The sequence below is a fragment of the Pedobacter sp. 05L430 genome (genome assembly GCF_056397585.1).
The window spans coordinates 1-14,075 of sequence record NZ_JBFTNT010000038.1; the positions used below are offsets into that span (position 1 = coordinate 1).

12 protein-coding genes and 1 pseudogene are annotated in these 14,075 nt (G+C 38.4%); 4 read left to right on the top strand and 9 right to left on the bottom strand.

The genetic code is table 11. From position 1 onward, the window contains the following. The 9 genes and pseudogenes from AC1DG9_RS08720 to hisG form a co-directional block, all read right to left on the bottom strand. Positions 1–214, bottom strand: a pseudogene (locus AC1DG9_RS08720) (WD40 repeat domain-containing protein); the annotation flags it as partial. Positions 215–218: 4 nt separating this feature from the next. After that, positions 219–809, bottom strand: coding sequence for a bifunctional phosphoribosyl-AMP cyclohydrolase/phosphoribosyl-ATP diphosphatase HisIE (gene hisIE, locus AC1DG9_RS08725; RefSeq protein WP_172660700.1), 591 nt, complete (start codon positions 807–809; stop codon positions 219–221). A 131-nt stretch (positions 810–940) separates the two neighbouring features. Further along, on the bottom strand, positions 941–1,696 hold the full coding sequence (gene hisF, locus AC1DG9_RS08730; RefSeq protein WP_172660699.1) for an imidazole glycerol phosphate synthase subunit HisF: 756 nt from the start codon (positions 1,694–1,696) through the stop codon (positions 941–943). A gap of 3 nt (positions 1,697–1,699) precedes the next feature. Further along, positions 1,700–2,449 carry a 1-(5-phosphoribosyl)-5-[(5-phosphoribosylamino)methylideneamino]imidazole-4-carboxamide isomerase gene (hisA, locus tag AC1DG9_RS08735; RefSeq protein WP_172660698.1) on the bottom strand — a complete coding sequence of 250 codons (750 nt, stop codon included), beginning with the start codon at positions 2,447–2,449 and terminating at the stop codon, positions 1,700–1,702. 1 nt (position 2,450) lies between these two features. After that, on the bottom strand, positions 2,451–3,044 hold the full coding sequence (hisH, locus tag AC1DG9_RS08740) for an imidazole glycerol phosphate synthase subunit HisH (protein ID WP_172660697.1): 594 nt from the start codon (positions 3,042–3,044) through the stop codon (positions 2,451–2,453). Positions 3,045–3,106: 62 nt separating this feature from the next. Next, positions 3,107–4,240 carry a bifunctional histidinol-phosphatase/imidazoleglycerol-phosphate dehydratase HisB gene (hisB, locus tag AC1DG9_RS08745; RefSeq protein WP_337715633.1) on the bottom strand — a complete coding sequence of 378 codons (1,134 nt, stop codon included), beginning with the start codon at positions 4,238–4,240 and terminating at the stop codon, positions 3,107–3,109. Beyond that, positions 4,240–5,280 carry a histidinol-phosphate transaminase gene (gene hisC, locus AC1DG9_RS08750; protein WP_337715631.1) on the bottom strand — a complete coding sequence of 347 codons (1,041 nt, stop codon included), beginning with the start codon at positions 5,278–5,280 and terminating at the stop codon, positions 4,240–4,242. Before hisC ends, hisB begins: the two co-directional genes overlap by 1 nt. 26 nt (positions 5,281–5,306) lie before the next feature. After that, positions 5,307–6,599: a histidinol dehydrogenase gene (gene hisD, locus AC1DG9_RS08755; RefSeq protein ID WP_288880646.1), complete on the bottom strand. Its 1,293-nt coding sequence runs from the start codon at positions 6,597–6,599 to the stop codon at positions 5,307–5,309. A 68-nt stretch (positions 6,600–6,667) separates the two neighbouring features. Further along, positions 6,668–7,519, bottom strand: a complete 852-nt coding sequence (hisG, locus tag AC1DG9_RS08760) for an ATP phosphoribosyltransferase (protein ID WP_172660693.1) — start codon at positions 7,517–7,519, stop codon at positions 6,668–6,670. Positions 7,520–7,996: 477 nt separating this feature from the next. Between hisG and AC1DG9_RS08765 the strand changes: the two genes are divergently transcribed. The 4 genes from AC1DG9_RS08765 (at position 7,997) to AC1DG9_RS08780 (ending at position 14,050) form a co-directional block, all read left to right on the top strand. Next, the gene (locus tag AC1DG9_RS08765; RefSeq protein ID WP_477634515.1) at positions 7,997–8,575 is read left to right on the top strand and encodes an RNA polymerase sigma factor; all 579 of its coding nucleotides are present in this window, start codon (positions 7,997–7,999) and stop codon (positions 8,573–8,575) included. Between the two features lie 107 nt (positions 8,576–8,682). After that, a complete protein-coding gene (locus AC1DG9_RS08770; RefSeq protein WP_337715628.1) occupies positions 8,683–9,831 on the top strand; it encodes a FecR family protein in 1,149 nt (382 codons plus the stop codon). Further along, the gene (locus tag AC1DG9_RS08775; RefSeq protein WP_172660690.1) at positions 9,832–11,319 is read left to right on the top strand and encodes a carboxypeptidase-like regulatory domain-containing protein; all 1,488 of its coding nucleotides are present in this window, start codon (positions 9,832–9,834) and stop codon (positions 11,317–11,319) included. A 106-nt stretch (positions 11,320–11,425) separates the two neighbouring features. Continuing rightward, positions 11,426–14,050, top strand: coding sequence for an outer membrane beta-barrel protein (locus AC1DG9_RS08780; protein WP_288880651.1), 2,625 nt, complete (start codon positions 11,426–11,428; stop codon positions 14,048–14,050). The last annotated feature ends 25 nt before the right edge of the window (positions 14,051–14,075 follow it).

The window sequence follows — 14,075 nt, forward strand, 5'->3', positions numbered from 1 at the left end:
GTGCTATAAAGAGTAAATCTTTATAACTATGTAAAGCATATACGGAGCTTTGTACGGGCACCAGAACCTTAACAAAGGTCATTGTTTTTAATGACCATTCTACTACGCCTTTATCATTGCCTGCGCTAAAGAAGAAGCCTTCTTTTGCAGCAGGACTTGCAAGTGCATAAATTGGGTTTTGATGACCGCTAAGTGTATGTAAGTGCTTTAACATATAATTATTTGCTATGTCGACCTTTTAGATTTAAGCCGATATCTGCCAGGGTTTTGCCCTTTTCTCTAAGTAAAACCAATAAATGAAAGATCAGGTCGGAGCTTTCGTTAACGAAATCCACATCAGTTTCGGCCAGTGCAGCTATAACAGTTTCAACACCTTCTTCACCAACTTTTTGTGCAATTTTATTGAGCCCTTTTGAACGAAGCTTATTTACATAAGATTCTTCAGAAGGGTTTTCATAGCGATCGGCAATGATCTGTTCCAGCTCAAATATAAAGTTCTGGTTGTAGTCAGTTTTAAAGCAGCTACGAGAACCTGTATGGCAAGTAGGACCTACCGGCGTAGCTTTTATTAAAATTGTATCATTATCGCAATCTATATGCGTTTCCTTTACAAAAAGAAAGTTTCCGCTTTCCTCACCTTTAGTCCATAGTCTGTTTTTACTGCGCGAAAAGAAAGTAACTTTTCCCTCTGCAAGTGTTTTATCCCATGCTTCCTGGTTCATATAACCCAGCATTAAAACTTCCAGGGTTTGTACATCCTGTATAATTACAGGTACCAAACCCTGTGTTTTTTCAAAATCTATGTTCATATCGTTTTTAACTCTTTACACGATCTCGTCATGCTGAATTTATCTCAGCATCCCGGCCATGTTATTTATCTTTCTCTTGCGGGATCCTAAAATAAATTCAGGATGACGGCCGCTTTAGTTACAAGATTTTGCTACAACCTTACCGGTATATTGTGTTTTTTTAATTCGCTTTTTAAATAGGGGATAGGAATCTCACCAAAGTGAAAAACCGAGGCTGCCAAAGCAGCATCAACACCTGTCTCTAAAAATACCTCCGTAAAGTGTTCAACCTTCCCTGCGCCACCCGAGGCAATTACAGGGATGTTGATAGATCGTGCTATTTTATCAAGTAATAAGCAATCAAAGCCATTTTTAGTACCGTCGTGATCCATTGAAGTCAATAGAATTTCACCTGCTCCCAAACTTTCAGCCTTAAGAATCCAGTCTTCTGTTTCCAGTTCAGTAATCAACCGTCCGCCATTAAGGTGAACCATATTTTTGCCATCTACCAGTTTAGTGTCAACAGCCACCACTACAAACTGAACACCAAATGCTTTAGCTAAATCCTCAATTAACGAGGGGTTTCTGACTGCCGCAGAGTTAATGCTGATCTTGTCAGCACCGGAATTCAATAGTGCTTCAGCGTCAGCAATGGTAGTTATACCCCCACCTATGGTAAACGGGATATTTAGCTGACGGGCTACCGACTTCACCATTTCTATCGTGGTACCACGTCTTTCATGAGTTGCGGTAATGTCTAAAAACACCAGTTCATCAGCTCCTTGCTGCGCATACTGCCAGGCAAGTTCAACCGGATCCCCGGCATCTTTAAGGTCAACAAAATTTACACCTTTAACCGTGCGCCCATCTTTAACATCAAGGCATGGAATAATACGTTTGCTTAACATCGGTTAAAGAGAGGTCATTTGCTTCAGATTCCATTGCTTAATTTCATCAATAGAAATCCTGTTTTCATATATTGCCTTGCCAACAACTACTGAACGGATATCCAGGTTTGCCAGTTCTTCAATGTCGGCCATTGAACTGATACCACCCGATGCAATCAGTTTTATAAACGGAGAGTGCTCCAATAGTTTTTTATACAAATCTACGGCTGCGCCACCTAGTTTGCCATCTTTGTTGATATCTGTACATAGGAACCTGAAAAAGCCAAGTTGTAAGCACTTGTCAACATAATCCATTAGCTTAATTGGTGAACTTTCCATCCAGCCTGAGTATTTAATTACTTCGTCTAATACGTCAATAGCAATAACAATACGGTTGGCATAGTCATATTTTTTGCCTACTTCAGCACTAAGATCTTTTAAGAAATCAGGGTTGGTAATGGCCTGTGTGCCAACAATAACACGATGAATACCTGCGTCAAGCAAATCTGTAACTTGCTTAATTGTGCGGATACCACCTCCATACTGAACACGCATGTCGGTTTTCCTAATGATGTCAAAAAGCGCTGCCTGGTTACTGAAATCTCCTTTTGCTCCATTTAGATCAATAATATGTATGAATTCTGTACCATTAGACCGGTAAGTGTCTATCATTTCAGCGATGGAAACATCATATACTGTTTTTTGGTTATAATCACCTTCTCTAAGGCGAACTACCTTACCATCTAGAATATCAATTGCGGGAATTATGTACATTTTACTGTTTTAAGTTTGAAAAATTCTTTAATAAACGCTCTCCGGCGATACCAGATTTCTCTGGATGAAATTGTACGCCATAGAAATTATCCTTTTGCACTGCTGCAGAAAATGGTTTTCCATAATTTGCAGTCGCGATATCAAAAGTAGGGTTATATTCAATAAAGTACGAATGCACAAAGTAAAATTGTGTCAGATTTTCAACACCTTCAAACAAGGAATTGTTTTTATGATCTATATTATTCCAACCCATGTGCGGGATTTTAATCCCTTGATTCTTATCGAATAGTTTTGTTTTAACAGGTACTATATTCATCATGTCGGCATTTCCTTCTTCCGAATGTTCGGTAAGTAATTGCATGCCCACGCAGATGCCAAGTACCGGTTTTTTTAATGCCTTTATTGGCTCAACAAGCCCTGTTTGCTCCAGTTTGTTCATTGCTGCTCCGGCATGTCCCACACCTGGAATAATGATGTGGGTGTATTTGTCCAGGTCAGTTTCTGTGTTTACCATTCCGAAGGGTATAGCTAACCTTTCCAATGCAGAAGTAAGGGAAAAGATGTTGCCGGCGCCGTAGTTTACTATTCCAATCATTATTCAATTCTTTATTTCTCGTTCCCATCATCTCTCCTAAAGTCGAGATGACGGCTATCTAATTACAATACTCCCTTAGTGCTGGGTAAAACCAGCTTTTCAGCATCACGTTTAATGGCCATTTTAATTGCCTTGGCAAAGGCTTTAAATATAGCTTCAATTTTATGATGCTCGTTTTCGCCTTCAGCTTTAATGTTCAGGTTGCATTTTGCCGCATCACTAAATGATTTAAAGAAGTGATAAAACATTTCCGTAGGCATATCGCCAACCATTTCACGTTTAAAATCTGCTTCCCAAACAATCCAGTTACGCCCGCCAAAGTCTATTGCTGCCTGAGCTAAACAATCGTCCATAGGCAAGCAGAAACCATAGCGCTCAAGACCAAGTTTGTTACCTATAGCCTTGGCAAAAGCTTCTCCAAGTGCAATACCAGTATCCTCAATAGTATGGTGCTCATCTATATGCAAATCGCCATTGGTCTTGATTCGTAAATCAATACTTCCGTGACGCGCAATCTGGTCAAGCATATGGTTAAAGAAATTTAAGCCTGTATCGATATCAGCTTTGCCAGTTCCATCCAGATCAATGCCAATGCTAATCTTTGTTTCATTGGTATTGCGTTCATGAGTAATTGTTCTTGTTCCAGCCTTAAGCATGGTATAGATATCCACCCAATTTTGGGTTCTTAAAGCAATATACTCGGTTAAATGCTCCGCCTTTTCAAGCTTTTCATTAGCGCCAAGCTGGTCATTATTACAGATCCATATGGCTTTTGCACCAAGGTTTTTAGCCAGGATAACGTCGTTTATACGGTCGCCAACTACAAATGAATTGTCCAGATCATAGGCCTCGGTAAAATAATGTTGCAATAGTCCTGTATTGGGTTTGCGTGTTATTGCATTCTGGTGGGCAAAGGTTTTGTCGATAATTACCTCACTAAATTCTACGCCTTCACCGGCAAAAGTATCCATAATGAAATTATGTACCGGCCAGAAGTGCTCCTCAGGATGAGAATCTGTGCCTAAACCATCCTGATTAGTAACCATTACCAGCTCATATTCCAGCTCTGCTGCAATTTTTGAAAGATAGTATAGTGCTTTAGGGTAAAATTCTAATTTGGCAAATGAATCAATCTGCTCATCCGCGGGTTCTTTAATGAGTGTACCATCACGGTCTATAAATAATACTTTCTTCATTATAGTGTTTTTAGGGCTTTTAAGAGGATTTCGTTTTCTTGGGTGGTTCCGATAGTGATGCGCAGGCATCCTTCGCACAATGATACTTTAGATCGGTCTCTGATGATGATACCTTGGTCTACCAGGGCGTTGTATGTATTTAACGCATCATCAACCTGTATTAGTATAAAATTAGCATCAGATGGATATACCTTTTTTACCATGGCCAATTCAGCCAGATCTGTACTTAATTTATCTCTTTCTTCGACAGTAATTTTAATCCAGTCATTTACCTGTTCTATATTCTCCAAAGCTTTCAAAGCAATATCCTGTGTGGCCTGGTTTATATTATACGGAGGTTTAACTTTATTCAGCACATCTATAACCGGACGGGCGGCAAAAGCCATACCCAAACGCAGGGCTGCCAAACCCCAGGCTTTAGAGAAAGTTTGCAATACCACAAGGTTCGGATACTCCGTTAATTCTTTAATAAATGTGCGCTGTTTTGCGTAGTTAATGTATGCCTCATCTATCACAACCAAACCATTGAAATTAGCCAGTACGGTTTCAATATCTGTGCGGATAATTGAGTTTCCGGTAGGGTTATTTGGAGAGCAGATAAAGATCAGTTTAGTGTGCTCATCAATAGCCTCTGCAATGCCCTCAAGATCCAGCTGAAAGCTAGGTAGTAAATCGACTTTACGTATTTCAACATTGTTGATGTTTGCTGAAACTTCATACATGCCGTAAGTAGGAGGAAGGATGATGATGTTATCTATCCCCGGCTCACAAAAAGCTCTGAAAAGAAGATCTATTGCCTCGTCGCTTCCATTTCCAAGAAAGGTATTTTCAATTGGAACTCCTTTGATTTTGCTGATTGCATCTTTAAGATCAAGCTGTAAAGGATCAGGGTAGCGGTTGTAATTCTGATCTAATGGAGAGCCATAGCTGTTCTCATTGGCATCCAAAAATATGCTGGCCTGCCCTTTATATTCATCCCTCGCCGTAGAATAGGGGCGAAGGTTTTTAATGTTTTCTCTTTGTAATTTATTAATATCCATGTTAACGGGATTAATTTTTGGGCTTGTTAAACTATGTCTTTCAATCTAATACTTACCGCATTTCTGTGCGCCCTTAAGCCTTCCGCTTCTGCGAGTACCTCAACAGTGTTACCAATATTTTCTAAACCCTTAGGGCTGATGTGCTGGAAGGTAATCTTCTTTACAAACGAATCAAGTGAAACACCTGAATAAGCTTTTGCAAAGCCGCTTGTAGGCAAAGTGTGGTTAGTGCCCGAAGCATAATCTCCTGCGCTTTCCGGAGTTAAATTACCCAAAAATACAGATCCTGCGTTAGCTATCAGCGGTATAAGTGGTTCAAAATGGTCTGTGGAAAGGATCAGATGCTCTGGGGCATACGTGTTGCTAAATTCCATACCTTGTTCCAGATCTTTTACCAGTACAGCATACGAATTTGCTATTGCAAGGGCAGTTACGTCTTTTCGTGGAAGTTCTTTTAGTTGAATTTCAACTTGTTCAAGTGTTTTAGTTATGATTTCGTTTGAGGTAGAGACCAGTATGGTCTGACTATCAGCTCCATGCTCTGCTTGTGCAAGTAAGTCGGAAGCAACGTATGACGGATTGGCAGTCTCATCTGTAAGCACTAGGACCTCCGAAGGACCAGCAGGCATATCAATTGCAGTCATGGTTGTCGACTGTATCAGCTGTTTTGCCTGTGTTACATAACGGTTACCTGGGCCAAAAATCTTGTATACCTTAGGTACGCTTTCTGTTCCGTAAGCCATTGCGGCAACCGCCTGTGCACCTCCCACCAGATAGATCTTTTCAATTCCCAATTTCAAAGCGCAATAGGCCAGATAACAATTTGTTTTTCCGTCTTTTTGAGGAGGGGAACATACCACAATCTCTTTGCATCCCGCAAGTATAGCCGGTATTCCAAGCATCAAAAAAGTACTTGGTAAAACAGCAGATCCACCAGGGATATAAAGGCCTACACGGTCGATAGCCCTCGCTTCGCGCCAGCAGGTTACACCTGGCATTGTCTCTATCTTTTCTTCTTTATTGGCCTGAGCCGCATGAAAGGTTCGGATGTTTTGGTAGGCTGTATCAATAGCTGCTTTTGCAGCTGCAGGAATAGATGCGGCTATCTCTTCAATCTCTTTTTTTCCGATGAACAGCTGTGTTAATTCAACCTGGTCAAACTGTTTTGCAAAGCTAAACAAAGCCTTGTCTCCGTCGGTTTTAACAGCATCCACTATGCCTTTTACACGGTCTTGTATTGTAGCGTCGTCTTCCAGCTGCCTTAAACAGATCGATTCAATCTCTTGTTTAGATAAATCCTTATAACTGTAGATTTTCAAGTTGTTATATTTTAAGTTTAACTATTAGTTAATGATAAAATAGGCGTTTTTCTATTGTGATCTTATGATTAAGCAATGATTTTTTCAATAGGCATAACAACAATTCCTTGTGCGCCGGCTGCTTTAAGACTATTGATCTTTTCCCAGAAATCATGCTCTGCAATTACCGAATGTACAGCAACCCAGTCCTCATCAAACAATGGAACTACAGTCGGGCTTTTTACACCAGGCAAAAGATCTACAACTTTTTTAAGGTTAGACTTAGCCACATTCAGCACAACATATTTGGTCTCTTTTGCACGCAGTACCGAACGGATCCTTTGCAACAATTCCTGAACTTCAGGTAATAATTCTGAGCCTTCTTTTCCAATCAATATAGCCTCAGATTTCATCACTTCTGAGAATGGCTTCAAGCCATTACTTTTTAATGTTCCACCAGTTGAAACGATATCGCAAATCGCGTCGCTTAATCCTAAACCCGGACCAATTTCTACAGATCCGGATATGGTACGAACCTCAGCATTTACATGATTATCTTTAAGGTATTTTTCAAGGATTACAGGGTAAGAAGTTGCAATGGCTTTTCCTTCTAATTGTGCAATTTCTGTAATGTGACTTTCGTTAGGGATTGCGATTTTAAGTGTGCATTTACCGAAGCCTAATTTTTGAAGATAAGTAACTTCAGAGCCAGACTCTACAATTACGTTTTCGCCAACTATGCCCAGATCGGCAATTCCGTCCTGTACATATTCCGGAATATCGTCATCTCTTAAGAAGAGGATTTCCAATGGGAAATTTGTAACAGTTGAAATTAATGAGCTTTTGTAGTTTTCGAAAGATAGACCACAATTTTTAAGGATTTCTACTGATTTTTCGTTTAATCTACCCGATTTCTGGATAGCGATTTTAAGTGTTTTCAAATGTGCTTTTGATTATTATTGAATTGAACAAGAAAATAAGGTCGGAAACAAGTTTTGAAGTACAAAACATTACATATACATCGCCAATTGGCGATGGTGCAAATGTAAATGATGGTTCAAAATTGTGTTCATAATATTATTTAAGTTCCTTATCAACAATGGCTAGCATCCTGAGGAGATGCAAATATATAGATTGAAATCGCAATTCCAAATAAAATTTGGTTTAAAATTAATATGTAACTGCTGTACAAAATAAAAATGGAGCCGAAACTGCCTCAGACTTGATAGTGAGTTAAGTGTGGCGAAGCTTTGACAGGGCCTTGCTAGGGTGTTTATAGAGCGATTGGCCTTATCAAGGCCCTAAAAACCATCAGCAGCTAGAGCCCTTTCTTATTAACCGATTGTAATTTTCTCAATACGGGGATATTTTCTGATTTGAGTATTCAGATAATAGTTAACTTTAGAGAAGTTGTTTATATGTTAGACTATACCAAATATAACGAACGTGAATTGATCCGGCTATTTAAGTCTGGAGATGATGCGGCGTTTAGGGAAATCTACATGRGGTACGATAAGCCCCTTTATCTCTATGCCTATCACAAACTTGGTAATAAAGAAGAATCCAGAGATATAGTGCAGGATGTTTTTGCATGGATGTTAAACAATCGTGAAACGCTCGATTTAAAAACCACCCTTTCTGGTTATCTCTATAAATCTGTTCTTAATAAGATTTTCAATGTTTTTAGACATAAAGATGTTTTACGCCGATATGCAGACGAAGGAAACCATTATATAGATGTTGATAGTGAAGAAACCGATTTTCTGATAAGAGAAAAGGATATCACTGCAATGATAGAAAAAGAAATAGCGGCAATGCCACCAGGAATGCGAAAGGTTTATGAGTTACGAAGCAAACAATATATGTCTGCAAAAGATATATCTGAACATTTAGGTGTTGCGGAATCAACAGTAAATACCCAGCTGAAAAGGGCAATGAAGCACTTGAAGCTAAAATTAGGACTTGTTATTTACTTGATTTTTATCATTAACTCCTGATTTGTAAAAATAATTTCAGACGCTGTCCCCATTTGGTGTTCCTGAGTTGTCTATGTCAACAATGAGCAGAATCCCAAATTCAAATCAGCGGATATTCTAAAGAGCCAATGGAAAAGAAAGATATTAAAAAAGTTTTGGATAAGGTGAGTGCTGGTACAGCTACTCCTGCGGAAGAACAAACTGCTAAATACTGGCTGCATTATTTTTCTAAAGATAATATTCCAGTACTTTCTGAAGATGAGCTGAATCAGGAAACTGAAGCGATTTACAAATCGCTGATGGAACAGAAGGCACCTGCAAAAGTAAAACGCTTATGGTATCCGGCTGTTGCCGCTGCATGCTTGTTAGTTGTAATTGGTGGTGGTTTGTTTTATTACAATCAGCAAATCAGTCCAGAGCCTAAGGCCTCTATAGTAGCAAACACCATTAATGATGTGGCACCCGCTCAAAATACGGCTACTTTAACCCTTGCAAACGGGAAAAAGATAATTTTATCTGATGCGCCAACAGGTCTGATCGCTGAACAAACAAATGTATCTATTTTCAAAACTGCAGACGGGAAATTGGCCTATAAAGCTAAACCTTTAAAGGATGATGAACAGAAAACAGCCATAGAGAATTCTGAATTAAATAGTATAACTACCGCAAGAGGGCAACAATATCAGGTGGCTTTACCCGACGGTTCAAAGATCTGGTTAAATGCCGCTTCTACACTTACATTTCCTGCAACTTTTACCTCACTTAAACAGCGTAAAGTCGAACTTGTGGGTGAGGCTTATTTTGAAGTTGCGAAAGATAAAATCCATCCTTTTATTGTGAAAACAGATAAACAAGAGGTTGAGGTGTTGGGTACCCATTTCAACGTAAATTCTTATAGCGATGAGGATGCAACCAGAACTACATTATTAGAAGGATCTGTTAAAGTGTCGAACCATAATGAACATAAGATTTTACAGCCTGGTCAGGAATCGTTGTTAGCCAAAAATAACCTAAGTGTTCGTAAGGCAGACACAGAGGGGGCTGTAGCCTGGAAAAATGGAGATTTTATATTTAATAACGAAGATTTTGGCAGCATTCTGCGTCAGGTTGCCCGATGGTATAATGTTGAAATTGTTGACAATGGAAATCATAAAAACCTCCATTTAAGCGGTACAGTATCTCGTTCAAAAAATATTTCGGTTGTTTTAAAAGCATTAGAAGTAACGGGTAAGGTTAAATTTAAAATAGACGGAAACAGAGTTATAGTTACAGAGTAGATGAGATTGATATTCGCGTTTTTTTTGATCGTATTTCTGCATACCACAGTTAACGCGAACGCGCAAGGTATCACTCTGTCGCTAAAGGATACCGAATTGTCGACAGTTTTTAAGGAGATCAGAAAACAATGCAACTATGATTTTCTGTACGATAACTCTTTACTACAGGGCTTAAAAACAGTTAGTATAACTGTTAAAAATGCAGGTATTGATTTGGTTTTGAGTACCGTTTTTGAAGATCTACCTGTAACCTACATTATCGAAAATAAAATTGTAATGATTATTGCTAAGAATAAGAATGAAGTTTTGCCACCACAGAGTTTATATGCTATTTCCGGGGTAGTTAAAGATAAGAATGGAGAGACATTGCCGGGTGCCGGCATTTTACTTAGCGGATACCAGACAGGAACTGTGGCAGATAATGAAGGAAGGTTTGTGATTCGAAATTTAAAGGAAGGAAATTACAATGTGCTTGTTCAAATGATCGGGTATCTTCCAGCAAACCAAAACGTAACCATTATTAGTAAATCTGCCGATATAGAAATTAAGCTTCAGGAAAATATTAAACAGTTAAAAGAGGTCGTAATTACATTAGATCCGCATCGTGAAGAGCGCCTTAAGGCCTTTAAGGAAAGTTTCATTGGCACATCCCCAAATTCTAAAAAGTGCGAAATTACTAATCCGGAGGTAATACAATTTGATTATGATGATGAAAAGCACATATTGAAAGCAATAGCCGATGAATTTATTGTTGTAGAAAATAAAGCATTGGGGTACCGAATTAAATACCTGCTTAAATACTTTGAAGAAGATGAAGAAACAAAGATTGTCTTATTTTATGGCTATCCTTATTTTGAAGAAATCAAGGGCACAAGGTCAAAAATAAGAGCTTACCAGGAAAAAAGAAAAGTGGCCTACTTAGGTTCTCCTCAACATTTTTTCAGATCGTTATACAGTAACTCAATTGAGGAAGATGGCTTTATTATTAACAAACTGGTAAAGGCCCCAAATAAGAGTAAACGCCCGGATACACTAACTGAAGCGAAGATTAACTTCTTTTCTGATATCAGAGGGAAACAAATTAGCTTAAAGACCAGAAAAGATTCTTTGAGTTACTGGACCATGATGAAGAATAAGCCGGATACTTTAGAAGTGCTAACCAGAGGGAAGGTGTTAACAGATACTTTGGTTAAACAAAAATTAAGCAGCCTGAAAACCCTCAATTACAAAGATGCACTGTACATCGTTTTTAAAAAGGAGAGGGAAACAAGAAACTATGCGGATCATTCTGGTTACAAGATTGAAAGACCACCAGAATATTCGAGGTTTCAGATCTCATTGGTTTATCAATTAAAATCGTCCATCAATTTTTATGAGAACGGGGGCATTTATGATCCCGGATCTTTGCTCTATGAAGGTTTCTGGGGTTATGAAAAGGTTGCAGATATGGTGCCGATGGATTATATCTTACCAAAAACAAAAGACTAATTAACTTGGTATTCTGAATTTTATGGTAGTGTTGTTGTAACATGTTAATTACGCTTAAAACGCTTTAGCAAAGCTTATTGTACCTTTATGGCACACACACAACCAAATGAACCATTTTATTAAATCAATTCTTTTACTTGTAGCGCTTACTGGTGCTTTTTTAACCAGTAAAGCACAAAGTTACACGGTTAAAGGAAACATATTAGATACTGCTGGGCTGCCACTGCCCGGTGCCATCGTTAGAATTAACTGGGTTAAAGATAGCCTGGGTATTTCGGCCAATACAGACGGAAGCTTCAGTTTTACCAAGGTTAAGTCTAAACAATTTACCTTAACAGCAGCATTTATTGGATTTGATACTTTTACCAAACAGTACACCATTACACAAGGCAATACCCTGGTAATTCCCAATGTTAAACTCAAACCAACTTCCAATACTCTTGATGCAGTAATTATTTCGGGAGTTCCTCCTGTAAAAGTTACTGAAGATACTGTAAGCTTTAATGCGGCTTCTTTTCCTGTTAGGGAAGGGGATGCTGTAGATGAAATATTGAAAAAGTTACCCGGTATAAAGGTTGATAAAGATGGAAATGTAACCAACCAAGGTACACCGGTAACCAAGATAAAAGTAAATGGAAAGGATTTCTTTGGTACGGATGTGGCTACTGCCATTAAGAATTTGCCTGCCGACATCATTAAAAACCTTCAGTTTATAGACGACTATGGCGATCAGGCTAAATTAACAGGCATAAAAACAGGTGAGCCTGAAAAAATACTGAACCTAACCATTCAGGAGGATAAGAAAAAGGGATACTTTGCCCGGGCACAGGGAGGGGTAGGTAATTCTGACAGGTACAATACCAGCTTTAGGGGCAATAGCATGAAAGGAGAGCGCCAGGTTTCTTTTGATGGTACAGTAAATAATGCGAACATGAGAGGGGGCGGAGGTGATGGAATAACTACCAGAAATGCAGGTGGCTTGAATTATCGAAATGAGTGGAGCACCAAACTTTCTGCTGATGCAAGCTATAATTTCGATAACACTAAAAACAATACCATTAGTACTTCGCATACCCAGAACTTTCTTGATAGTTATACCCGTTTAGAGGATTCGAGGAACGATAATTTAAACAACAGGTATAATCATGAGTTTAATGGTAATGTAGAATATAAGAGAGATACCATGAATTATCTTAAAGTGTCTCCACAGTTTACATATAATACAAATAGCGGTAGTAGTGGTGGCCTTTCTACTATCACTCAAGAGGATCTGATCACGAACCGCAATAGTAAAAACCTGAATAATGCCAGTTCCTTATTCATGAAAACTAACTTGTTTTACAATCATAAATTTTCTAAGAAAGGCAGGAACTTTAGTTATTGGGGTGGTTTTAACTATTCTAATGGTGATAACTTTAAGGACGTGTCTAATGATTACCTGATTACTGAGGGCGGGGTTGATTCTACAAGATTCCAAAATCAACTTACCGATCAGAATAGCCACACCCTGGGTACCTACTCGGGATTTTCTTACATGGAACCTTTGTGGCGTAAAACATTTATCGAATTCAATTACAATTATAGCCGATCTGCCACTTCCAGTACCAGAGATACCCGGGACGTACTTAACGGTGGAGAAGTGTTTAATCCGGATTTAAGTAATAATTACGATTATCAGTTTATTACCAATAAAGTAGGGGTAAACTATCGTTTTATTAGTGAAAAGTTTAATTATACTTTAGGTGTAAATGGTCAGCCAGCCGTACTTAAAGGGCAAAATGTCAGTAAAGACATCAGTACAGAACAAAGGACATTTAATCTGATCCCTTCGGCCAGAATGGTGTATAGATTTTCAAATCAGGAATCGTTTGAGTTCAATTATTGGGGGCGTAACAACCAACCCGGGTTTTTACAACTACAGCCCATTGCTGACAATTCTAACCTTCAAAACGTAGTGATTGGTAATCCAGACTTAAAGCCTGAATTTATTCACAGTGTAAATGCCCGCTACAAACAATCAGACTGGAACCGTGGGCATATGTTATCGGCCAATATTTCATATAACCAAACACAAAATAAGATCGTAACTACTAAAGTACTGATCCCAAATACAGTAAATCAAATAACCAGTTATACCAATACTGATGGTTTTTATAATTTAAGTGGAGACTATAACTATTCCAAGCCGTTCTTTGAGCGTAAGTTTACAATAGAGTTTTCCGGATGGGGTTCCTTAAATAACAATGTTGCTTTTGTTGATCAAAATAAGAACGTTGCAAAAAATGCAGTATGGAGACAGGAATTGGAATTTAGGGTAGACCTGGAAAATATTGTTAATTTCGAAATAGAGACATCTTACATGCAAAATAGGACTACCTATTCGCAAGAGAATTTCGAAGACCGGCAGACCAATCGTTTTGAATACGGAATAGAGGGGCGTAATTACTTTTTTAAAGATCTAACTCTTGGTTACGACTTTACTAAACAGATCAATTCAGGGTATGATAATTCTTTTGTGAATAACCCTACTATATTACGGTTGTTTATGGAGTACAAGTTTCTTAAAAAAGACATGGGCACCTTACGTCTGGATGGGTTTGATTTATTTAATGAAAATTCAGGCATCTCAAGAGATGTGTTCGATAACGTAATTGTAGATAGACAAGTAAACAGATTAGGTCGATATTTCATGCTTTCGTTTATATTTAAAGTAAGGAAGTTTGGAGCTTAAGAAATAGTAAGTGGCACTTAATTTG

Bases quoted from the DNA above. Each gene is read 5' to 3' on its own strand.
- hisIE (WP_172660700.1), bottom strand. From the start codon at position 809: ATGAACATAGATTTTGAAAAAACACAGGGTTTGGTACCTGTAATTATA.
- hisF (WP_172660699.1), bottom strand. From the start codon at position 1,696: ATGTTAAGCAAACGTATTATTCCATGCCTTGATGTTAAAGATGGGCGC.
- hisA (WP_172660698.1), bottom strand. From the start codon at position 2,449: ATGTACATAATTCCCGCAATTGATATTCTAGATGGTAAGGTAGTTCGC.
- hisH (WP_172660697.1), bottom strand. From the start codon at position 3,044: ATGATTGGAATAGTAAACTACGGCGCCGGCAACATCTTTTCCCTTACT.
- hisB (WP_337715633.1), bottom strand. From the start codon at position 4,240: ATGAAGAAAGTATTATTTATAGACCGTGATGGTACACTCATTAAAGAA.
- hisC (WP_337715631.1), bottom strand. From the start codon at position 5,280: ATGGATATTAATAAATTACAAAGAGAAAACATTAAAAACCTTCGCCCC.
- AC1DG9_RS08770 (WP_337715628.1), top strand. From the start codon at position 8,683: ATGGAAAAGAAAGATATTAAAAAAGTTTTGGATAAGGTGAGTGCTGGT.
- AC1DG9_RS08775 (WP_172660690.1), top strand. From the start codon at position 9,832: ATGAGATTGATATTCGCGTTTTTTTTGATCGTATTTCTGCATACCACA.
- AC1DG9_RS08780 (WP_288880651.1), top strand. From the start codon at position 11,426: ATGAACCATTTTATTAAATCAATTCTTTTACTTGTAGCGCTTACTGGT.